Raw genomic sequence first — 21,609 nt, forward strand, 5'->3', positions numbered from 1 at the left:
CTTGAGGCCTTTTGGATAAGTTTTTGAGATAAACAAACCCACAGGGGTCATATTCTAACACTTTTTTAGAATGGCACGCCATGATGATTCACATTATTCCTACTCTTTTTTGACCCAAACCAGACATAAATAATGCCCTAAAATTCATATTTTTGAGGCGCTGCACAAATATAATAAACGATTTAAGTTGTGAGAAAAAATTGGCGATAACCCAAACATCAAGACAAATTAGGTTATTTTACTGCATAGCTGTGTATAAAAATCAGTCACTACGCTCACCTTGTGAACAATGCACATAATAATAGCTGAATAAATTTTTTAGCACATTGATATCGTTTTATTTATTCTAAAAATACCTCTTTATTTCCCACCACCAGCACATTTAGGGGATGCAGGGATTCCACTAGTTAATGCTTCCCATTCTGTATTGGTATAGGTATGCATCGACAAGGCATGAATATGATTGCTTAACTCTTCAGAAAGTACGGTATTGACAGCCCTATGACGCATAATCAACCGTTTACCTTCAAACTCATCACTTACGATAACAACTTTAAAATGACTCTCTGATCCCGGTGGAACATTATGCATATTGCTTTCATTCAGTACTTCAAGGTACTTAGGGTTAAAAGAAGCTTGCAGTTTTTTCTCTATCGTATCTTGGATCATATCTGTCCCTTCTTTCTGTTAATGCGCAGATTCATCGATGCTTTATTACGATTAGCTCGCACCAATGTCTAAATAGCCACAATGTCATTTTTCGTTATGATTCAATAATCGAGATACGCATTCATTATCTCTAACGTGTTATCATACTGTTTGTGCCCACATAACGCAGCCCATTACGGCTAATTATTATAGATTGAAGATGAAAACACTATTAACTTTACACGATCGTAAACTTGACCTTTATCGCTTCCCTAAGCGATCTAATGAAACGCTACAGGCTTGGGATGCTGGCGACGAATATCTCATCAATCATATAACTGAAGCCCCCCTTTCTTTAGGGCAAAACATTCTCATTTTAAATGATAGCTTTGGCGCGTTGTCATGTTGGTTTTCAGATAAACATAATGTCACTATGATGAGTGACTCGTTCATATCTCACAAAGCAACACTAAAAAATCTACAACGAAATCAATGTAATAAAATACAGTTCCTCAATTGCCTTGATGACATCCCAAGCGACATTAATCTCGTGATCATGCAGTTACCTAAAAGTAACCGTCTACTGACTTGGCAGCTTTCAAAACTGCGAGCTTCAATACCTGCCGACTGCCGTATTATTGGCGTTAATAAAGCTAAAGAGATCCATACCTCTACTTTAGACTTATTTGAAAAATACCTCGGTGTCACCACAACCTCCCTTGCATGGAAAAAGCATCGGCTTGTATTCTCAAATGCAAACTGCAAATCCATTTTACCTGTTGCGGCAGAATGTGAGTGGCCGGTTGATGGTGAAGATATAGTCTTGTCTAATTACGCCAATGTATATTCAGGTGAAAACTTAGATCTTGGCGCGCGCTTCATGCTAAATCATTTACCACAAATCGAAGATCTACGTCATATTATCGATTTAGGCTGTGGTAATGGTATTTTGGCAATTAAGGCTGGGCAACTTAATCCCCAAGCTCGAATCACCTGTATAGATGAAAGTTTTATGGCTGTGGCATCGGCCAAGAAAAACCTTGAACGAAATCTGGGTTCTGAGCGTAACATCCAAGTATTAGCCAACAACTGCTTAGATGGCATGAAACAAAACAGCAGCTTCTTGGTTATTTGTAACCCTCCTTTTCATCAACAAAATGCGATTACCGATCATATTGCTTGGCAAATGTTTTGTGATGCCAAAGATACATTGAACCATGATGGCAAATTATTGGTCGTAGGTAACCGTCATCTTGATTACCATATAAAACTGGAAAGATTATTTGGCGACTCTCAAGTCTCTATTGTGGCTGAAAATTCGAAATTCATGATCATTGAAGCCATTAAAAACAATGACCTTAATAAAGGATAGTAATAATGAAAATGTACTCTGCTAAAAAATTAAAAACCATACTCATCGTTACGGCAAGCGTATTATTATCGGCTTGTGCCAGCGTATCTCAAAATGATTTGGTTAATCTCACGCCATCATCAACATTGAGTGCTAAACAAATAGTTAACGGAAAAACCTTTACGCTAACTAGCCAAGATATCCGCACCGCGCAATATATTGCTGAAATAAAAATGGATGGCCAAGAACAAGTACAACCATTGCATGCCAAGCAAAATGTACGTCAAGCTTATACTAGCGCTATTTATCAACAGTTTTACTCTCAAGGCTTTGCAAAAACCAAAAACAGCAACAACACATTAAACATCAAAATTGTGGATGCCGTTGCAAAGGTCGATCAAAAATCGATGAAATTTGCGATTAGCGGAAAAGTTGTGATTCAAATTACCGCGGAGACACCTAATGGTAAATTTGTAAAAAGTTACCAAGGAACAGGGAACAAAACAGGATCATTTACAGCCAGCATTGCTGATGTTGAAGAAGTCATTAACCGCGTATCAAGTAACGTGTTAGCCAATATTGCCAAAGATTCTGAACTGACTAATTATATGAAAGGTAACTTTTAATGAAAAAGATCGTATTTTCTCTTTTAATACTATTTAGCGTATCAAGCATTGCCGCGCCTCTGGTAAAAGTTGAAACCACTGTCGGTAACTTCACCATTGATCTTAATCAGCAGATGGCGCCTATTTCGGTTAAAAACTTTTTACGTTATGTCGATGATGGCAGCTATGTAGGCACTCAATTTCACCGTGTGATCCCGGGCTTTATGGCTCAAGGTGGCGGTTTTGATGAGGATCTTAACCAGAAATCATCATACTCACCAATTCGTAACGAAGCCTCCAATGGCCTAGAAAATAATACGGCAACCGTTGCAATGGCTCGTACTAATAATCCAAATTCAGCGACTCGTCAGTTTTTTGTTAATCTGACTGATAATGATTTTTTAAATTACGCTCGTAGCAACCCAGGCTATGCCGTCTTTGGTAAAGTGACTCAAGGCTTTGATGTCGTTCAAAAAATGGCACAAAAACCAACTAGCTCACAACGCGGCATGCAAGATGTTCCTGTCACTCCAATTCTGATCACTAACATGACAGTAGTGAAATAGCCCTCTCGTATCCACTATAGATTTCAATCGAGCCATCATCGATAACTTTGATGGCTCGATTATTTTATCTGCTCGCCCATTAAGGAGTATTGAATGGCTTCAATGACATGGAAAGAAACCTTTAAATCCTATTTAGACAAGCGCCTATTATGGATTTTCATGTTAGGTTGCTCGAGTGGTTTCCCATGGGTTTTAATTGGCTCAAGCATGTCCGGATGGCTCACCGATGCAGGGCTAACCCGTACTGCTATTGGTTATTTTGGTTCAGTATTTGCCGTTTATGCGATTAATTTCTTGTGGGCACCTTTAGTTGATCGCGTTAAATTACCTTTTCTATACCCATTCCTCGGCCAACGTCGCAGCTGGATATTTCTGTGTCAAACGATCATTTTAATTTGCACTTTTTATATCGCGGGGCTAAATCCTGCTAATGACCTTATTTTGATGTCAGCAATTGCGCTGGCGATTTCAACCGCATCTGCCACACAAGATATTGCGATTGATGCTTTTCGGATTGATAGTTTTTCAAAAAGTCACAGCAAACTCCCTCAAGCTTCTGCCATGTCTGTAATTGGATGGTGGACCGGCTATTCTCTGCCCGGCTATTTTGCCTTTGCCAATGCAGATATTTTAGGTTGGAATAATATTTACTATGGTATGACTGCCGTTATTATTCTACTCATGCTATTTACTCTGTTCACTCGTGAACCCATTACCCAACGCGATGAGCTTCAACATCAAGCAGAACAACGCCATAATAAAGTAGTTAAGTCGAAAATCACTGCTTGGTTATCCGTCACCTTAATTGAACCTTTCCTTGATTTCTTTCGTCGTAATGGTGCCCAAGTCGCAGTGACCCTTTTGCTATTTGTTTTTCTGTTCAAAATTGGTGAAGCCTTCCTTGGTCGTATGTCGATTGTCTTTTACAAAGAAGTCGGTTTTAGCAACGAACAAATTGGTGATTATTCCAAGCTGATTGGTTGGGGTGCAACCATGCTGTTCACTTTTATTGGCAGTATGTTTAACGTTCGGTTTGGCATTGTAAAAGGATTAATGATCGGTGGTATCGCAATGGCGAGCAGTAATTTAATGTTTGCATGGATGGCATCGGTTGGGCCAAACGAGCATTTATTTCTGGCCACTGTTTTGGTTGATAACTTCACCACTGCATTTTCAACCGTCGCATTTGTCTCTTTCTTAACCGTGCTGACAGGCCAAGCATTTTCTGCGACTCAATATGCATTACTCGCTTCTTTAGGTAATTTTGGCCGTACAACTCTAGCGTCCTTCAGCGGTGAATTAGTGGACTACTTAAATAACTGGCCACTGTTCTTTATCATTACCGCTTTAATGGTGATACCAAGTTTGATCATGCTGTATTCGTTACGACACTATTTTCATAACTTGCTAGAAAAGGCCAAAGACCAACGCTGATATTCAAAAAACGATAGTCTTCAACAAAACAGTAGCATTCAGAAAATTGATATAAAAAACCAAGACACACACTGAACAATATCAATATAAAAACTCAGCCCCCTAAATACAAAACGCCCAATGCAATCGCTTGCTTTGGGCGTTTTTGTTACTTGTTCAGTTTTACAGTCACTTTTCTAGGGTAAGTTCCAATGAGATCACGTAACCGTGATCTTTATCACAATAAAAATGTGGTTTTGCATGATCTATCACTTACAAATGGGATTTAAAACTATATTATCAGCGCCATTAAAGGAACACTGCATCACGGATAGATGCAAACCACCATTTACTAATAAGAGAGCCCACTTATGCGCAAGACACTTTTAGCTCTTAGTTTAGTTGCCGCTTCTGCCCCTGCGTTAGCTGCTGACTACTCTGATGATATCCATAAGAATGATTATAAATTCGTTCAGTTTAATTTGATGTACGCTTTAAATGAGAAACCTCAGGCTAAATCAGATAGTAATTCTGGCCATGATTATCTAGAAATGGAATTTGGTGGTCGCTCTGGAATTTTTGATCTTTATGGCTACGTTGATGTTTTCAACCTAACGAGTAATGATAATAGCGATAACGATAAAGGCAGCGATGACTCGCAAAAAATCTTTATGAAATTTGCACCTCGTATGTCAATTGATGCCATTACAGGTAAAGATTTATCATTTGGTCCAGTTCAAGAGCTATATGTCGCAACGTTAATGGAATGGGATGGCGGCACAAAAAATGATGGCGCTGTTAATACCCAAAAAATCGGTCTTGGTTCAGACGTAAATGTGCCTTGGTTTGGTAAAATGGGCCTAAATCTATACGCTACTTACGATTCTAATCAAAAAGATTGGAATGGTTACCAAATTTCTACTAACTGGTTTAAACCTTTCTATACTTTCAGCAATGATACTTTCATTTCTTACCAAGGTTATATCGATTACCAATTTGGCATGAAAGATGAGTATTCAACTGCAAGCAATGGTGGTGCGATGTTTAATGGCATCTACTGGCACAGCCAACATTACGCAGTTGGTTATGGCTTAAAAGCTTACCACAATGTTTACGGTATTAAAGATGGCGCATATGGTCTAGATACTAATGGATTTGCTCACTACTTCGACGTGACTTACAAGTTCTAATCAATCTTTTATTGGTTAATACTTAAAATAGCGCAGGCTCTATAGCCTGCGCTTTTTTTCTTGCTGGATTTGATTAAAATAACGCGATCACAATGTTAAGCTGATGGATAATTACTCAAGGAAGATATGATGAACATAGGCATTGTAGGATTAGGCGCGATTGGATCGTTGTGGGCAGTAAAATTACAAAAAGCAGGTCATCAAGTTTGTGTGTTCACCAGAAACCCAGACCAACAAACAGCCCAAGTCACTCTCGACATGAATTCTAACAATGACTCTGTTTACACATTTCCAACCAATCAACATGACTATCTAACACAATGTGAATGCCTGCTGATAACAGTGAAGTCAACTCAAGTTACTCAAGCTATATCTCCTTTGCTGACTTATTTACCAATCACTACCTCAATTATTTTTATTCACAATGGAATGGGTGCGGTTGATAATCTACAAAGCCAACTTGCTGATTTTCCGGTTTACCTAGCCACCACAACTCAAGCTGCCTTTCGACCAAAACCCAACCATGTTCAACACACAGGTTTAGGGGGAACATTGATTGGTCCTTATAACTCGAACATAATCAGCCACTATGTTCTTAAGGCATTAAATAACGCATTATCACCCGTTAATTGGGAAGAAAGCATTCAAACCGCGTTGTGGAATAAGCTTGCTATTAACTGTGTCATCAACCCTGTTACTGCAATTCATCAATGTAAAAATGGTGAATTAACACAAAGGCAATTCACGCCAACCTTAGATCTTTTAATACAAGAAATAGTCCCAGTAATGAATGCCGAAGGTATTAAGGTTTCCGCCGATCAACTGACCAAAATTATCAATCATGTCATTTTAACTACCGCTGATAATTACTCCTCCATGCAACAAGATGTAGCTCATCAGCGAGTAACTGAAATTGATTACATAACTGGCCACTTGATCCGTGCAGCAAAATTGCATGCTATTGAAACCCCAATGAATCAGCAACTTTTTTCCCAAATCAAACAACTTGAAGCACAATACTCAACTCAATAACTTGACAATAAATCCACATAAAAAACGGCTTTATATTGGGCTGCTCCATGATTTGATTTATACTCGCCGTCTTAGCTTTTTTGTGTATATGGTTAGAGTTTTATGGATGGTAAGAATACGTTTAATAGTGGCAATATCTGTTTTGATATAGAGGCTGTTCGTCGCCAGTTTCCTGCATTTAATTCCATAGAACAAAATACAACGTCTCCATTAGTGTATTTAGACAGTGCAGCTACCACTCAAAAACCACTTTGTGTGATCAACGCCATTAGTCACTACTACCGCCAACAAAATGCCAATGTACACCGTGGAAGTCATAGCTTAACTGCCAATGCCACCGCTCAATTCGAACAAGCTCGTAACCAAGTTCAACATTTTATTAATGCTCAGCATAGTAAAGAAATCATTTGGACACGTGGAGCAACTGAAGCTATTAACCTTATCGCGCAAACTTATGCCCGCAGCACACTACAAGCAGATGATGAAATTTTAGTTGGCGAAATGGAGCATCACGCTAATATCGTACCTTGGCAAATTGTGGCAAAACAAACCGGTGCCAAAGTCATAAAAGTGCCGATGACGAAGGATTGCCACTGGGATATGTCGGTATTTGAATCACTATTAAGTACACGAACTAAAATTGTCGCCGCAGCTCATATCACCAATGTAACGGGTACACGTCAACCCATAGAGAAAATAACACAAGCAGCACATGAATATGGCGCGGTCGTTGTTATTGATGGCGCTCAAGGCATAGTTCATGAAGCCGTCAATGTGCAAAATCTTGATTGTGATTTCTATGTATTCTCTGGCCACAAACTTTATGCGCCAACTGGTATTGGTGTGCTTTATGGCAAGCTCGATTTATTAGAAGCCATGCCGCCTTGGCACGGTGGAGGAAAAATGGTGCGACACGTCAGCTTTGAACACACCACTTTCGCAGAGCTTCCAGCAAAATTTGAGGCTGGCACACCGAATGTGGCAGGTGCGATTGCTTTAGCCACCGCGATCGGCTGGTTACAACATTTTAATCATGCGGAACTCACCGCCTATCAGGATGCTTTACACCAGCAATTAGTCGATGGATTAAATGAGATCGAAGAAGTTACAGTTATAGGGCTACAAACCAGCAGTAGCGTGATCAGCTTTAAAGTCACGATTGATCATGAAGAAGTTCATCATCAAGACATCGCGACATTATTAGATCAACAAAATATTGCGGTGCGCTCTGGTCACCATTGTGCTCACCCACTGATGGAGGCACTAGGGATAAATGGTACAGTTCGTGTGTCATTAGGCATCTATAATAATAAACAAGATATTAGCGCCTTTCTCAACGCACTAACCAAGAGTATTGATTTACTTTAAACCTATTGAACTATTGCCTGAATTTTATCGACAATGGCACGCAAGCCATTACCTCGGGTTTGCGTCAAATGCTCAACTAAACCTAATTGTTCGAAATATGCTTGAGTATCAAAGCTTGAAATCTGTTGAGGTGTTTGATTATTAAAAGCAGCTAAAACCAAAGTAATCAAACCTCGGACTATACGAGCATCTGAGTCAGCGATAAAATGCCAAACGCTGCCATCAAATTCAGACATTAACCATACTTGGCTTTCACAGCCTGACACCAAATCTTGATCAACTCTCATATCTTGAGACATTTTAGGCAATAACTTTCCCCATATAATGACTTGGCGATAACGATCTTCCCAATTAGTCAAAGATTGCATGGTTTCAATAACAGATTGAGACGTAATTTCAGTCCCAAATGGATGAGTAGAACAAATCATTTTTTACCTTTAATGTATATTTCTCGCCAGATTTTAAAACCAGAATGCAGCATTCAACCATGCCTATTTTTCATCAAACGTCGAACTATCCGCAACGTTGTTATTAAAGCTGACACTTGCAGGTGCTAAACGCCGTTTTGATTTCCAATTAGGCTTCACTGGGCGAAGTGGACAAGTACGCTTCCTAGCAACAATAAAATAAGCACTTCCAAATGAAGAAGCACAACGACCTAAACTATGCTCTAGCCATGTTCTCAATGGGCTATTTGCTTTTCGTGATGGGAATAATCCATAGCAATCAGAGTCAATAATTTCATAGTTAAGAACGCCCAACCAATCTTTAATACGATAAGGTGTAAACATTCTACCGCTCCATGGCAGATTATTTTTCCGCCAAGGAAGCATTCTTGCAAAGCCTAAAATACTCATAGCATTAAAGCCTGTTAGGATCATATAACCGTCATCAATAATTATTCGATCAACTTCTCGCAACAAGCGATGAGGATCGCTACAATAGTCAAGCTGATGACAAATCAAGGCTGTATCGATACTTTTTTCAACAAAAGGTAAGTCAAAAGCATCTGCAATGACGGTATGACGAGAGTTAGTAATATCAAGATGAATCTGATGCTTAATATTACAATTACTTGTTTCAAGCTCACAACTTAAACCGCCAAGCTTTAACATATGGTAGCCAAACAGTTTTGGACACCATTCATCAAGACGAGTTTGGATCGAGTCAAAAGCCCATTCAGCACTTTTCAATTGCTGCCATGAATACGGCTGAGAAAAAGATTTTTGACTTCGTGCTGGCTTCATACAATACGTCTCTTCGCGGCAAGATTGGAGTTTTACCCATGTTAACAGAAACAAATACGGCTGGACTAACGATTAAAAACATCCCAGCGTTTAATGATAATTACATCTGGTTAATTCAAGGTAATGATCAACGTTGCGCACTAGTTGACCCGGGCGAAGCTGCACCAGCTCTTGCCGAATTACAGAGTCAAAATTTACAACTCGATACGATTATTATAACCCATCATCATGCTGACCATGTTGGCGGTGTCGCAGAACTTCTACGTCATTATCCAAAAGCAAAAGTCATTGGACCTGCAAATGATCCTGTTATGATGTTGACCCAATCGGTAGAAGGTGGCGATTATATTGATATCTTTGGGGAAACATTTCTAGTGATCGACGTCCCAGGGCATACGAATGGTCATATTGCCTATGTGGGGGATGGTAAGCTTTTTTGTGGCGACGTACTATTTTCAGCTGGTTGCGGTCGTGTATTTGAAGGGACTTACCTACAAATGTACGATTCGTTGCAAAAACTGGCATCATTACCGCAAGAAACAGAAGTATATTGCGCTCACGAATACACCTCTTCTAACCTCTCTTTTGCGCTCGCTGTCGAACCCGAAAATGATTTATTACATCAATATCGTGATGAAGTGAACCGTCTACGAGCACAAGAAAAACCGACTATTCCAACTACCTTGCGTCAAGAAAAATGGGTCAATCCATTTTTGCGTTGCCAAGAACCTAATGTCATGAAGGCAGTTTCAAAAAGAACCAGCGATCTTTCAGCCTTATCTGTTTTTAGTGCATTACGTGATTGGAAAAATGAATTCTAAATCTTTACGTTTAAACGCATAAACCATCCAATGTTACTGCAAGCAAAGCAGCAACATTGGATTTTCATATCGATAACAATTTACTTCCATTAATACTTCATCTCCATGCATCCTCTTACACCTGAACATTTTCTAGATAAATAAAAACAATCAGTAACGATTGAATATGCTGAATAAATAAAAATTTATGCTATTTTTATCTTTTCTCACTTGCCAGCAAATCACTAACACAAGTATTATTTGCAACCATTTCTGAAAAGGCGACATGAATGAAACCGTTTATCTGGATACTGGTACTGCTATTAGCGGGCTGCCAAACCGCTCCTTCTCACAATGATAGCGCTACAATTTCGGATAAAGAAGCAACCACTGCGACTAAAGCAGTACCGTTTGAGCCACCAAAGCAGCTCACGCCACAAGAACAAGCTGATCTTTGGAAACGCATATCAATGCAGTTTACACTGCCGATCCCAGATGATGATCCAACAGTTAACTATTATCGTACTTGGTATTTAACTCACCCGGATCACCTAAAAACTGTCTCAGAACGTGCCGCGCCTTTTCTATATATGATCACGACGCGCATTGAAGATCGCGGACTACCGTTAGAACTAACCTTACTTCCTGTCGTCGAAAGTGCATTTGACCCATTTGCTTACTCTTTCGGTAGTGCCGCAGGTTTATGGCAGTTCATTCCGATGACGGCCGACCGATTTGGTTTAGAACGAAATTATTGGTATGACGGCCGACGTGATGTTAGTGCGGCAACCGATGCGGCGCTCGATTATATGACCTACTTAGGTAATCGATTTGATGGAGACTGGGAGAATGCCATTGCAGCTTACAATAGCGGTGGTGGTCGAGTATCTAGTGCTATACGAAAAAATAAAAACGCAGGGAAACCAACGGATTTTTTCTCATTGGACTTACCAAAAGAAACTCGTAGCTATGTACCCAAGTTACTTGCTTTAGCCGATATTTTAGCAAATGAAGAAGAATATGGAGTGCAAATTCCGGTCATTGATAACAAACCGGTATTAGCCAGTGTCGATCCGAAAGAGCAGCTCGATCTCGCGATTGCCGCGCAGTATGCAGGTATCTCAGTCAAAGAGTTGCAAAGTTATAATCCTGGTTTTAACCAATGGGCCACAGCGCCTGATGGACCGCATGACTTTTTAATCCCGATTGATAACGTCGATCAATTTAACCAAAAAGCTGCCGAAAACCGCGGTAAGGGCATCAAGTTAATACGTTACCAAGTAAAATCAGGTGATACATTAAGTGTCATTGCACAAAAAAATCAAACTACGACCAAAGTCATTCAACAAGCAAATGACTTACAAGGTGCGAACATTCGTATTGGGCAGTATTTACTTGTGCCGCGTTCGACTCAAAATAATCAAGCCTACGCATTAAGTGCTCAAAATCGTTTAGCCAAAACTCAATCCGTTACTCGCGGAAAATATAAAACGAATTACATCGTTACCAAGGGCGATAGTTTTTGGTCTATTGCTCATAAAAACAATATAACAGTCGATGCTTTAGCTCGCTGGAATGGCATGGCACCAAAGGATTCATTGCGAAGCGGGCAAAAATTAGTCATCTGGAAAGGCAATAAGAATGGTTCAATAATAAGAACCGTTTATTACAATGTTCGCTCTGGCGATACCATTGGCGATATTGCAGAGAAATTTAAAGTTAAATCAACAGATATTGTTGAATGGAACGGAATCGCAGAAGAAAAGTATTTAAAGCCGGGTCAAAAATTGAAACTTTATGTAGATGTAACCAAAGTTGGTAGCGTTTAGACAATCGACAGAAAACCTATACAACATAAATTAAAAATCCCCAATCCTTGGCACATAATCCAATATTGGGGATTTTTGTATTTTATTGATCGTTGATTAATCGAAAATGAGCCAACATAGGGTTGTGATCTGAAGCAGTAGTCTGAGGCGATGTCGCTTTTATCAATTTTAATCCTCGATAAAAAACATGATCAAACGCTAATCCATTAATAAATCGGCGACGATTGTCAGGAGCAAAGCGAGCCTCATGCATTCCGAGCTTAATCATTAATCTCCCCACCTCGTTAGTTCGAGTCTCACTCCAAGTATTAAAATCACCCGCAATAATTAAAGGCCCGATGTGCTTCTTCACTGCTTTACTCAAATGGGTAATTTGTGATTGGAAGTCTTTCGTCCCCAATGTGAAATTAATGGAATGCAAATTCACCACACCTAGTTGCTGACCATTTGATAAAGAATACTGCGCATACAAAGCAGATTTAGGAAGAAGGATCCACGGTTCAAGCGCGGTATAAGCACAAGCATTATTAGGTAATGATTGCGATAGGTTTAATACTCCCGCACTAACATCAAAAATCTTAAAAGCATTAACATAACTGGCTCCCCAAACTTGATCATCAATCCAACGGTTCAACTCAGGTGTTAAGCTCGCCTCTTGTAATAACATCAGCTGACTTTGTAGGCTATAAGCCGTCAATGCTTGCTGCCAACCTTCATCAAGTTGCTTATGAATATTCCAGACTAAAACATGAAGATCACCATTTTGATCAATCGATGGCTGGGATTGTTGAGACTTTTCAGTTTGCTTGGCTTGATGGCAATACCAATCACTGCGCTCAGTATCATGGTTAATAGAAATAAGTTGCGGCTTATCTGGTACGGAAAACACCCACGAAAACGCAGTAAACCCAATTAAAACCAATGCCGTAATCACAGCCAACGACCATTTAATGCGTTTTATTTTCATACCCAATAACCTTTAATAATTGAGGAAGGTAATTTTCAGGTGGTAGATAAACAAAAAGGAAGCGTAATGCTCCCTTCGTCAAGTACATAGAGGTGATCTATATTTAAACCGCTTCGTCGTCTTCTTCACCAGTACGAATGCGAATTACACGTGAGACTTCTGAAACAAAAATTTTGCCGTCACCAATTTTACCCGTTTGTGCCGTTTTCATAATGCAATCAATGCAATCGTCCAATACATCATCTGAAACAACGATTTCTAGTTTCACTTTTGGTAAAAAGTCGACCATATACTCAGCGCCACGATAAAGCTCTGTATGCCCTTTCTGGCGGCCGAATCCTTTCACTTCTGACACCGTCATACCGGTAATGCCAACTTCAGCTAACGCTTCACGTACATCATCTAACTTAAATGGTTTGATGATTGCTTCAATTTTTTTCATTATGTTTATCCCTAAATTCCTGAAATATTGGTTCAGTATACTCATACTATAGATTACTGAAAAGAGAGCGTTATCTGAAAAAGAATAATAATTACGTTTAGTTCTCATTCCATTGAAGATAATTGAATCAAATACTTGTCTACTTGTTCGTTACTTTTTGTGTAGTTTTGATCTATGCCATACTAACTGATGTGTACAGCCGCTATAGGCTTTACAGACAAATAAACCTAACGCTGCAATTAGATATTCTCCATCCATAAGTAATGGAATTCGATTTCTTTGCCAAGTTGGGACTTTATACTCTTGCAGCAATTTTTTTAGTTTACGGCTATGTTGACGAGTTTCTGGTTGTGCCGTGATGCTTGAAGGTGAAAATATAACTTGTAGATGCTGCACCTCAGATTCTAGTGACAGATCAAAGGCCAGATCCCCCTCTTCTAATTCCGGCGCTTTTCCAGCAAAAACTAAGCTCAATTGGCCTAACCCATCCGGCAACATTAATGACGTAGTAATATTCCAGTCTAATACTATGGATGACAGATCATCAGCTACCGCAAAAACATAAAGCTTATTATCAAATCGACCAACTTGAGTTCGGCCATAACGAAACTCTGGAGCAGCATCCGCTTTTGCTAAAGCCACATCTTGCCATAATTGCTGTAATTGTTTCTCACTTGGCATTAAGAATCCAAGCTTAGCCAGCCACATGCGGATTAATGCGTCTCTTGCTGGTTGAGCCTGCTGTTTAAGGCTTTTAATCGATAAACTATCATCTGGCCCGATCATTCCTTGTAGACGCTCATACAAGAGCGATTGGAGCAATGCTTCTTGATCCGCACATAATGCAGCACTGCGAGCGACCGTTTTTTCGATCTGAGGCCACCTTTCTCTTAATAACGGAGTAATCTGATGACGAATAAAATTACGATCAAAGCGAACATCTTGATTACTTTCATCCTCTATCCAATCAAGATTATGATGTTCTGCATACTCTTGAATGTTCGCTTGAGAAATGGATAAAAATGGACGCAATAAATGACCTTGATAAAAATCTGACAACTCTGCCATGGCCGACAAACCTTTAGGCCCACTACCTCGCTTTAGAGCTAATAAAAAAGTTTCAACTTGATCGCTAGCATGTTGCCCCGTCAAAAGAACACTATTTTCATCAATATAATTAGATAAGGCTTGATAACGAGCGTCACGCGCAGCTTGCTCAATGCTCACTTGCGCGCCGAGATCTAAGGTTACTTTTTCTGCATAAAAAGGTATATCGGCTTGTTGGCTATAATTCTTGCATTGCTTCTGCCAATGATCCGCGTTATCACTCAATCCATGATGAACATACACTGCACTATAACGATAGTTCGGATATTGATTTTTAAATCGCCCAAGCAGAGACAGCATTACTCGTGAATCGACACCGCCACTTAACGCTAAAACGAAATGCGCATCTACGGGTAAATCATGTAAAAGGTACGCATTAAGTTGCTCGCAAAAGTGACGATATAACATAAAGGAAACTACTCTAAAGCTGAATTTAATTGGAATAATGATAATAAATAGACAAAAATAAAGCGAGCCTCAGCTCGCTTCAATATTCATTTCTATACTTAAGTCTAAATACTTAAAAATCTAAGCACTCAAGAAGATAAGCTTAGCAATAACCATAGCTCATCAAACGTTGGTAACGACGTTCAAGCAAGTTGTCATGATCTAATTGATCTAGCTCTTCAAGCTGTTTGAGTAAAACGGCTTTAATATTTTCAGCAGAGACTATTTTATCACGATGCGCACCACCTAATGGCTCTTCAATGATTTGATCAATCAAACCAAGCTCTTTTAGGCGAGGTGCAACAAGGCCCATGGCTTCAGCCGCTTGTGGCGCTTTATCCGAATCACGCCATAAAATTGATGCGCAACCTTCAGGAGAAATAACCGAATACGTCGAATATTGCATCATATTCACATAATCACCGACACCAATCGCCAGTGCGCCACCGGAGCCGCCTTCACCAACAACATTACAAATTACTGGAACTTTAAGTCCTGACATCACTTTAAGGTTACGCGCAATCGCTTCAGATTGGCCACGTTCTTCCGCACCAACACCAGGGTAAGCACCCGCAGTGTCAATAAAAGTAATAATCGGAATATTAAAACGCTCTGCCATTTCCATCAAACGTAATGCCTTGCGATACCCCTCAGGACGAGGCATGCCGAAATTACGACGAATTTTTTCTTTCGTCTCACGACCTTTCTGATGGCCAATGATCATCACTGAACGGCCATCTAAGCGAGCCAAACCACCAACTATGGCTTTATCATCAGCATAAGCACGATCACCGGCTAATTCATCAAACTCAGTAAAGGCATGCTCAATGTAATCTAAGGTATATGGACGCTTTGGATGACGTGCAAGTTGTGCTACCTGCCACGCGCCAAGATCGCCAAAGATTTTTTTCTTTAGCTCTAGGCTTTTAGCTTCTAGTTGGCTGATCTCTTTACCTAAATCAACAGAAGATTGACCACCGTGACGTGAGACTTCACGTAAGGCTTCAATTTTAGCTTCTAACTCTGCGATAGGTTTTTCAAATTCAAGAAAATCTAGGCTCATCAATGGATCCTTTAATATCATTTAGTTGTTTTGCTATTCACTTAAGGAGATAGCAAATACATTTAGTCAGGGCATATTTTAGCGAATGCGCTAATAATGCCCTTTTCTTTAGTTAAATTCGAGTTCTACTTGCTTAGAACCGATAAGAAGTTTCAATTCGTCGAGTAATTCATCTTCTGGCGTCACTCGCCATTCAACACCCAACGCCAATTTTGCTCTAGCATCTTGGCGTTGATAATAAATATTCACAGGTACCGTTCCTGCTCGATAAGGCTCTAAAACCCGAGTAAAACGTTCGAAAAATGCCCCATCGATTTGCTTTTCATCTAATGAGATGGATAAGCCTCTGGCGTACTTTTCTCGGGCATCGGCCAAACTCATGATCTCTCTTGCCGACATTTTAAGGCCACCATTGAAGTCATCAAAGCTGACCTGTCCAGAAACGATCACTATTTTGTCCGTTTCTAGCAATTCCGCATACCTTTCCAGTGAATCAGAAAACAGCATCACTTCCACACGGCCAGAGCGATCATCAAGCGTCATCAAACCAATTCGAGTGCCACGTTTTGTGGTCATCACACGTGAGGCAATTACTAAACCGGCTACAGTTAACGATTGATCACGGCGCGTTGGCTGTAAATCACTCAACCTACACTGGGTATATTTACTCAGTTCTTTTAAATAAGCATTAACAGGGTGCCCCGTTAAATATAGGCCTAATGTAGTTTTTTCACCTTCCAACCAAACTTTTTCGGGCCATTCAGGTACCTGAGCATAAGCTTGTTCAATTTCTTCTGGCGCTTCCGTCAATACACCAAACATGTCCGACTGACCAAAAGATTCAGCCTGATGAAATTGACCAGCTGCTTTTACTGCTTCTTCTACCGAGGCCATTAATGCAGCTCGATGCGGACCTAATCGGTCTAATGCACCTGCTTGAATTAGCTTTTCAATCACGCGCTTATTGCACTTTTTCAAGTCCACCCGAGCACAAAAATCAAATAGATCTTTAAAGTGACCACCTTGTTCACGGCAAGCGATAATATTTTCAATCGGCGCTTCGCCCACCCCTTTTATCGCACCAATACCATAAACAATCGCGCCTTCTTCATCCACATTAAAGCGATATAAGCCAGAATTTACATCTGGTGGCAATAGCTTAATTTTCATGCGAATACATTCATCCACCAAGCCAACCACTTTCTCGGTGTTATCCATATCCGCAGTCATTACTGCCGCCATAAACTCAGCTGGATAATGAGTTTTGAGCCATAAGGTTTGATAGGAAACTAACGCATAAGCGGCCGAGTGCGACTTGTTAAATCCATAACCGGCAAATTTTTCTACCAAGTCAAAGATCTTCATCGACAACTCACCGTCGACACCGATACTTTCAGCACCCGCTTTAAATACCGAGCGCTGCTTTGCCATCTCTTCTGGCTTTTTCTTACCCATCGCACGGCGTAACATATCTGCGCCACCAAGCGTATAGCCAGCCAGAATCTGTGCGATCTGCATGACTTGTTCTTGATACAAGATAATGCCGTAGGTTGGCTCTAATGTTTCTTTTAAAGACTCATGTTGCCACTTTTCATCAGGGTACGACACCGCTTCACGGCCATGTTTACGATCGATGAAGTTATCTACCATGCCTGATTGCAATGGCCCAGGACGGAAAAGCGCAACGAGTGCGATAATATCTTCAAAACAGTCCGGCTGAAGGCGTTTAATCAAATCTTTCATACCACGCGATTCCAACTGGAAAACGGCGGTAGTTTCAGAATTTTGTAGTACTTTAAACGATGCTTGATCTTTTAAATCAATGGATTCAATTCGAACCGGTGCTTTGCCTTCTTTCTCAAGCCTTGGGTTAATTAAGCCTAAAGCCCAATCAATAATGGTTAACGTTCTTAAACCTAAAAAGTCAAACTTAACTAAGCCGGCCGTCTCTACGTCATTTTTATCAAATTGAGTTACAGGGAAGTTCCCTTCCGAGTCGCAATAGATTGGGGCAAAATCTGTAATAGTGGTTGGCGATATAACCACACCACCGGCGTGCTTACCGGCATTGCGGGTACAACCTTCAAGAATTCGGCACATGTCGATGAGTTCTTTTACATCTTCATCGGCAGCATAAATTTCAGGTAATTGTGGTTCGGCATCAAAAGCTTTCGCTAATGTCATTCCAGGATCCGGTGGTACCATTTTTGAAATACGGTCCACAAAACCATAAGGGTGACCGAGTACACGGCCTACATCACGGATAACCGCTTTGGCCGCCATAGTACCAAAGGTAATGATTTGAGATACCGCATCACGACCATAGATTTCAGCAACATGATCAATAACCTGATCTCGCTTATCCATACAAAAATCGATATCAAAATCGGGCATGGAAACACGTTCTGGGTTTAAGAATCGTTCGAAGAGTAAATCATATTCCAATGGGTCAAGATCGGTGATCATTAAAGCATAAGCCACCAATGAACCAGCGCCCGAACCACGTCCCGGCCCCACTGGAATGTCGTTATCTTTTGACCACTGGATGAATTCCATTACGATCAAGAAGTAACCGGGAAAGCCCATTTGGTTGATAACATCGAGTTCAATTTGAAGTCGTTCATCGTATTCCGCGCGTTTCTCTAAGCGCACATTTTCATCTGGGAATAAAAACTCAAGACGAATTTCTAAACCTTCTTGCGATTTTTTAACTAAATAATCTTCAATGGCCAAACCTTCTGTTGGGAAGTTTGGCAAAAAATACTCACCTAAACGTACGGTAACATTACAGCGTTTGGCGATTTCAACTGAATTTTGTAGTGCTTCGGGAATATCTCGAAACAGGTGGCACATTTCATCTTCAGTGCGAAGATACTGTTGTGCGCTATAATTTTTAGGTCGACGAGGATCAACTAAAGTATAACCATCGTGGATAGCCACTCGAATTTCATGTGCATCAAATTGGTCTGGCGATAAGAAAACCACCTCGTTAGTCGCCACAACAGGCAGTTGATATTGCTCGGCTAGATCTAGCGCAAAATGCAGATAACTTTCTTCATCAGCGCGGCCGGTACGAGTTAACTCTAAATAGAAATGATCTTCGAAATGTGTTTGATAAAACTCAACACAAGCGTCCACTAAAGGTTTATTGCCTTTGAGTAAAGCTCGTCCAACCTCACCAACACGTCCTCCAGAAAGAATAATCAACCCTTCTTTATGATTCACTAACCATTCTTTATCAATCACTGGTTGGTGCTGTATATGACCACGTTGATAGGCTTCAGAAATCAATAAAGTAAGGTTGTTATAGCCTTTATTGTCTTTTGCTAAGATAGTGATTTTAGTAAGTTCGTCGCCAAACTCCGGTGACTGGAGAGTAAAATCTGCGCCTATGATAGGTTTTACCCCACAACTATGCGCATTACCGTAAAATTTCACTAAACCGCATAAGTTCGTAAAATCGGTAATCGCCATTGCAGGCATGCCATATTCTGCCACTTTCTTGACCAAAGGCGGCACTTTTGACAGACCATCCACCATGGAATAGTCGCTATGAATACGCAGATGTACAAACTTAGGATCAGACATAAATTTCTATTTTTGCTCAGATTGTATGTTCAAATTATGTGCTTAGATGACGTATTTAGTCTCAATGAAAGTTTACGGCTTAGCGATAACCATCACAAGAAAATATCCACTTAATCAAATTAGACCTAGCACCTTTTTAACAGGCTTATAACTTTTTCTATATTGCGCTAATAAACTAGCATCTTGCGTAATACTAAACTGCTCGATGGCCTCAAGATGCACTTTGGTCGGATAACCATTATGCTTTGCAAAACCAAACTGTGGAAATTGCGCATCCAACTGTTTCATTTCCTCATCACGAATGACTTTAGCAAGAATAGACGCAGCGCTGATTTCTGCCACGCGTAAATCCCCTTTAACAACAGCTTCACTTGCCATCGGTAAATTAGGCACTCGATTTCCATCAATCACAACGAAGTCAGGTTCAATGGCCAACCCTGCTACTGCACGCTGCATCGCAACCATAGTGGCTTGTAGGATATTTAGCTCATCGATTTCCCACGCTTCACAACGACCAATCGACCATGCTAATGCCTTTTGCTGGATCTCAGGAAACAGTGCCATGCGTTTCTTTTCAGACAATTTTTTAGAATCGGTTAATCCTTCAATCGGATTATTAGGATCTAAAATAACTGCAGCAGTAACGACAGCCCCCACTAATGGACCACGCCCAACTTCATCCACCCCTGCAATGCAGTGAAAACCCGATGGATATTCATAAATAGGAAGTTCTGTTTTCATCATACTGTCTTGTTATTTTGCCATTAAATTAGATTCAGAATTTAAGTTTGCAAAATTTGGATCAATCAAGGCTAAAACAGAGCTTGCCGCTTGTTTATCAGCATCTTTACGTATCCATTGATGCATTTCAGTAAACTTTGCTTGCATAGCTTCACCTTCTTCCGTCATCAAACGCTCAATTTCAGCAGTAAGATTTTCAACCGTACAATTTTCTTGTAAAAACTCTTTGACCAATTCTTGATCGGCAAGAATATTAGGTAGCGATACATAAGACGTTTTAAGCATACGACGAGCAATAGCAGCAGATAATGCATTAACACGATAACCAACTACCATTGGGCGATTCACTAACATACATTCGAGCGCCACAGTACCCGAAGCAAGCATGACGACATCTGATGCCTCTAATACCGTTCTTGCTGTACCATTCACTAATTCAAAATGTAATTCAGGAGCATGTTGCTTCCACGCAGCTTCAAACTGATCACGACGCTTTTGGTTAACCAACGCGACTACAAAACCTAAATCTGGATTGTTTTTAGCTAATTTCTGGCAAGTTTGGATAAAAGGCTCGCATAGCTTCTTCAATTCAGCATTACGACTACCAGGTAAAACAGCAAGCCAAGTTTTATTAGGATCTAAATTCAACTTTTCACGTGCTGCTAATTTGTCGCTATACAGCGGAATAGTATCGGCTAACGTATGACCAATAAATTCACATGGAACATTAAATTTATCGTAAAACGCTTTTTCAAAAGGTAAAAAAGCCAAAACTAAATTAGTCGCGGCGGCAATACCATGAATACGGTTTTGTCGCCATGCCCATACCGATGGACTGACATAATGTACCGTTTTAATACCTGATTTCTTCAGAGCCAATTCAACTCGTAGATTAAAATCAGGCGCATCAATCCCGACGAAGACATCTGGTGGATTTTGAATAAAATAATCGATTATCGTCTTTTTAACTTTAAGCAAACGAGGTAATCGCCCAAGTACTTCGACCAATCCCATTACGGATAGCTCTTCCATATCAAAGAGAGAATCACAGCCTTGTTCAATCATCTGTGGACCACCTATACCAACAAACTCAGCATTTGGGTGTATAGCTTTAATCGCTTTAATTAGGCCAGCACCTAAAGTATCACCAGATAACTCACCAGCAACCACACCAATTCGTAACGGACGATCCATATTATTATCCT

Annotated in this window: 19 protein-coding genes; 9 read left to right on the plus strand and 10 right to left on the minus strand. The window is 40.2% G+C overall.

What is annotated here, in order from left to right; translation table 11 throughout:
- Window positions 1-360 precede the first annotated feature (360 nt).
- Window positions 361-669 carry a transcriptional regulator BolA gene (gene bolA / locus HC725_RS03210; RefSeq protein WP_190330341.1) on the minus strand — a complete coding sequence of 103 codons (309 nt, stop codon included), beginning with the start codon at window positions 667-669 and terminating at the stop codon, window positions 361-363.
- Between the two features lie 199 nt (window positions 670-868).
- On the opposite strand from bolA, the gene HC725_RS03215 reads away from it, so the two are divergent.
- The 7 genes from HC725_RS03215 (at window position 869) to HC725_RS03245 (ending at window position 8,173) form a co-directional block, all read left to right on the plus strand.
- The gene (locus HC725_RS03215) at window positions 869-2,020 is read left to right on the plus strand and encodes a methyltransferase (protein WP_190330342.1); all 1,152 of its coding nucleotides are present in this window, start codon (window positions 869-871) and stop codon (window positions 2,018-2,020) included.
- Between the two features lie 5 nt (window positions 2,021-2,025).
- Entirely contained in the window at window positions 2,026-2,625 is a 600-nt protein-coding gene (locus HC725_RS03220) for a YajG family lipoprotein (RefSeq protein WP_238928413.1), read from the plus strand.
- On the plus strand, window positions 2,625-3,170 hold the full coding sequence (locus tag HC725_RS03225) for a peptidylprolyl isomerase (RefSeq protein ID WP_190330343.1): 546 nt from the start codon (window positions 2,625-2,627) through the stop codon (window positions 3,168-3,170). Before HC725_RS03220 ends, HC725_RS03225 begins: the two co-directional genes overlap by 1 nt.
- Before the next feature lie 93 nt (window positions 3,171-3,263).
- The gene (locus HC725_RS03230; RefSeq protein WP_190330344.1) at window positions 3,264-4,604 is read left to right on the plus strand and encodes an AmpG family muropeptide MFS transporter; all 1,341 of its coding nucleotides are present in this window, start codon (window positions 3,264-3,266) and stop codon (window positions 4,602-4,604) included.
- A 350-nt stretch (window positions 4,605-4,954) separates the two neighbouring features.
- Window positions 4,955-5,773 (plus strand): nucleoside-specific channel-forming Tsx family protein, encoded by an 819-nt coding sequence (locus HC725_RS03235; RefSeq protein WP_190330345.1) that lies wholly within the window; start codon window positions 4,955-4,957, stop codon window positions 5,771-5,773.
- A gap of 126 nt (window positions 5,774-5,899) precedes the next feature.
- Window positions 5,900-6,805 carry a 2-dehydropantoate 2-reductase gene (gene panE, locus HC725_RS03240; RefSeq protein WP_190330346.1) on the plus strand — a complete coding sequence of 302 codons (906 nt, stop codon included), beginning with the start codon at window positions 5,900-5,902 and terminating at the stop codon, window positions 6,803-6,805.
- 102 nt (window positions 6,806-6,907) lie between these two features.
- Window positions 6,908-8,173: an aminotransferase class V-fold PLP-dependent enzyme gene (locus tag HC725_RS03245; protein ID WP_190330347.1), complete on the plus strand. Its 1,266-nt coding sequence runs from the start codon at window positions 6,908-6,910 to the stop codon at window positions 8,171-8,173.
- Between the two features lie 2 nt (window positions 8,174-8,175).
- On the opposite strand, the gene csdE is transcribed toward HC725_RS03245, so the two are convergent.
- Together csdE and HC725_RS03255 are read right to left on the minus strand one after the other, a co-directional pair.
- Window positions 8,176-8,601, minus strand: a complete 426-nt coding sequence (csdE, locus tag HC725_RS03250) for a cysteine desulfurase sulfur acceptor subunit CsdE (RefSeq protein ID WP_190330348.1) — start codon at window positions 8,599-8,601, stop codon at window positions 8,176-8,178.
- 63 nt (window positions 8,602-8,664) lie between these two features.
- Window positions 8,665-9,420: a methyltransferase domain-containing protein gene (locus HC725_RS03255; RefSeq protein ID WP_190330349.1), complete on the minus strand. Its 756-nt coding sequence runs from the start codon at window positions 9,418-9,420 to the stop codon at window positions 8,665-8,667.
- A 38-nt stretch (window positions 9,421-9,458) separates the two neighbouring features.
- Here HC725_RS03255 and gloB point away from each other — a divergent pair, with 38 nt between their 5' ends.
- Both gloB and HC725_RS03265 read left to right on the plus strand, forming a co-directional pair.
- Entirely contained in the window at window positions 9,459-10,241 is a 783-nt protein-coding gene (gene gloB, locus HC725_RS03260; RefSeq protein WP_190330350.1) for a hydroxyacylglutathione hydrolase, read from the plus strand.
- Window positions 10,242-10,510: 269 nt separating this feature from the next.
- Entirely contained in the window at window positions 10,511-12,049 is a 1,539-nt protein-coding gene (locus HC725_RS03265) for a lytic transglycosylase (protein WP_190330351.1), read from the plus strand.
- An 82-nt stretch (window positions 12,050-12,131) separates the two neighbouring features.
- Here HC725_RS03265 and HC725_RS03270 read toward each other — a convergent pair whose 3' ends face one another.
- From HC725_RS03270 to lpxB, 7 genes are all read right to left on the minus strand, one after another.
- The gene (locus tag HC725_RS03270) at window positions 12,132-13,016 is read right to left on the minus strand and encodes an endonuclease/exonuclease/phosphatase family protein (RefSeq protein ID WP_190330352.1); all 885 of its coding nucleotides are present in this window, start codon (window positions 13,014-13,016) and stop codon (window positions 12,132-12,134) included.
- A gap of 103 nt (window positions 13,017-13,119) precedes the next feature.
- Complete coding sequence (glnB, locus tag HC725_RS03275; protein ID WP_190330353.1) at window positions 13,120-13,458, minus strand: nitrogen regulatory protein P-II; 339 nt, start codon at window positions 13,456-13,458, stop codon at window positions 13,120-13,122.
- A 150-nt stretch (window positions 13,459-13,608) separates the two neighbouring features.
- Window positions 13,609-14,973 (minus strand): tRNA lysidine(34) synthetase TilS, encoded by a 1,365-nt coding sequence (tilS, locus tag HC725_RS03280; RefSeq protein WP_190330354.1) that lies wholly within the window; start codon window positions 14,971-14,973, stop codon window positions 13,609-13,611.
- Window positions 14,974-15,115: 142 nt separating this feature from the next.
- Window positions 15,116-16,075, minus strand: a complete 960-nt coding sequence (accA, locus tag HC725_RS03285; RefSeq protein WP_190330355.1) for an acetyl-CoA carboxylase carboxyl transferase subunit alpha — start codon at window positions 16,073-16,075, stop codon at window positions 15,116-15,118.
- A gap of 108 nt (window positions 16,076-16,183) precedes the next feature.
- Window positions 16,184-19,663: a DNA polymerase III subunit alpha gene (gene dnaE, locus HC725_RS03290; protein WP_190330356.1), complete on the minus strand. Its 3,480-nt coding sequence runs from the start codon at window positions 19,661-19,663 to the stop codon at window positions 16,184-16,186.
- A 114-nt stretch (window positions 19,664-19,777) separates the two neighbouring features.
- Complete coding sequence (gene rnhB, locus HC725_RS03295; protein WP_238928414.1) at window positions 19,778-20,407, minus strand: ribonuclease HII; 630 nt, start codon at window positions 20,405-20,407, stop codon at window positions 19,778-19,780.
- A gap of 9 nt (window positions 20,408-20,416) precedes the next feature.
- Window positions 20,417-21,598 carry a lipid-A-disaccharide synthase gene (gene lpxB, locus HC725_RS03300; RefSeq protein WP_190330357.1) on the minus strand — a complete coding sequence of 394 codons (1,182 nt, stop codon included), beginning with the start codon at window positions 21,596-21,598 and terminating at the stop codon, window positions 20,417-20,419.
- Window positions 21,599-21,609: the final 11 nt, after the last annotated feature.

Origin of the sequence: Vibrio sp. S17_S38 (assembly GCF_014694375.1) — a bacterium.
In the GTDB taxonomy this organism is placed as follows: domain Bacteria; phylum Pseudomonadota; class Gammaproteobacteria; order Enterobacterales; family Vibrionaceae; genus Vibrio.

Excerpts from the sequence above, each read along its gene's own strand:
- bolA (WP_190330341.1), bottom strand. The coding sequence starts at position 669 with ATGATCCAAGATACGATAGAGAAAAAACTGCAAGCTTCTTTTAACCCT.
- HC725_RS03215 (WP_190330342.1), top strand. The coding sequence starts at position 869 with ATGAAAACACTATTAACTTTACACGATCGTAAACTTGACCTTTATCGC.
- HC725_RS03220 (WP_238928413.1), top strand. The coding sequence starts at position 2,026 with ATGAAAATGTACTCTGCTAAAAAATTAAAAACCATACTCATCGTTACG.
- HC725_RS03225 (WP_190330343.1), top strand. The coding sequence starts at position 2,625 with ATGAAAAAGATCGTATTTTCTCTTTTAATACTATTTAGCGTATCAAGC.
- HC725_RS03230 (WP_190330344.1), top strand. The coding sequence starts at position 3,264 with ATGGCTTCAATGACATGGAAAGAAACCTTTAAATCCTATTTAGACAAG.
- HC725_RS03235 (WP_190330345.1), top strand. The coding sequence starts at position 4,955 with ATGCGCAAGACACTTTTAGCTCTTAGTTTAGTTGCCGCTTCTGCCCCT.
- panE (WP_190330346.1), top strand. The coding sequence starts at position 5,900 with ATGATGAACATAGGCATTGTAGGATTAGGCGCGATTGGATCGTTGTGG.
- HC725_RS03245 (WP_190330347.1), top strand. The coding sequence starts at position 6,908 with ATGGATGGTAAGAATACGTTTAATAGTGGCAATATCTGTTTTGATATA.
- csdE (WP_190330348.1), bottom strand. The coding sequence starts at position 8,601 with ATGATTTGTTCTACTCATCCATTTGGGACTGAAATTACGTCTCAATCT.
- HC725_RS03255 (WP_190330349.1), bottom strand. The coding sequence starts at position 9,420 with ATGAAGCCAGCACGAAGTCAAAAATCTTTTTCTCAGCCGTATTCATGG.
- gloB (WP_190330350.1), top strand. The coding sequence starts at position 9,459 with ATGTTAACAGAAACAAATACGGCTGGACTAACGATTAAAAACATCCCA.
- HC725_RS03265 (WP_190330351.1), top strand. The coding sequence starts at position 10,511 with ATGAAACCGTTTATCTGGATACTGGTACTGCTATTAGCGGGCTGCCAA.
- HC725_RS03270 (WP_190330352.1), bottom strand. The coding sequence starts at position 13,016 with ATGAAAATAAAACGCATTAAATGGTCGTTGGCTGTGATTACGGCATTG.
- glnB (WP_190330353.1), bottom strand. The coding sequence starts at position 13,458 with ATGAAAAAAATTGAAGCAATCATCAAACCATTTAAGTTAGATGATGTA.
- tilS (WP_190330354.1), bottom strand. The coding sequence starts at position 14,973 with ATGTTATATCGTCACTTTTGCGAGCAACTTAATGCGTACCTTTTACAT.
- accA (WP_190330355.1), bottom strand. The coding sequence starts at position 16,075 with ATGAGCCTAGATTTTCTTGAATTTGAAAAACCTATCGCAGAGTTAGAA.
- dnaE (WP_190330356.1), bottom strand. The coding sequence starts at position 19,663 with ATGTCTGATCCTAAGTTTGTACATCTGCGTATTCATAGCGACTATTCC.
- rnhB (WP_238928414.1), bottom strand. The coding sequence starts at position 20,407 with ATGATGAAAACAGAACTTCCTATTTATGAATATCCATCGGGTTTTCAC.
- lpxB (WP_190330357.1), bottom strand. The coding sequence starts at position 21,598 with ATGGATCGTCCGTTACGAATTGGTGTGGTTGCTGGTGAGTTATCTGGT.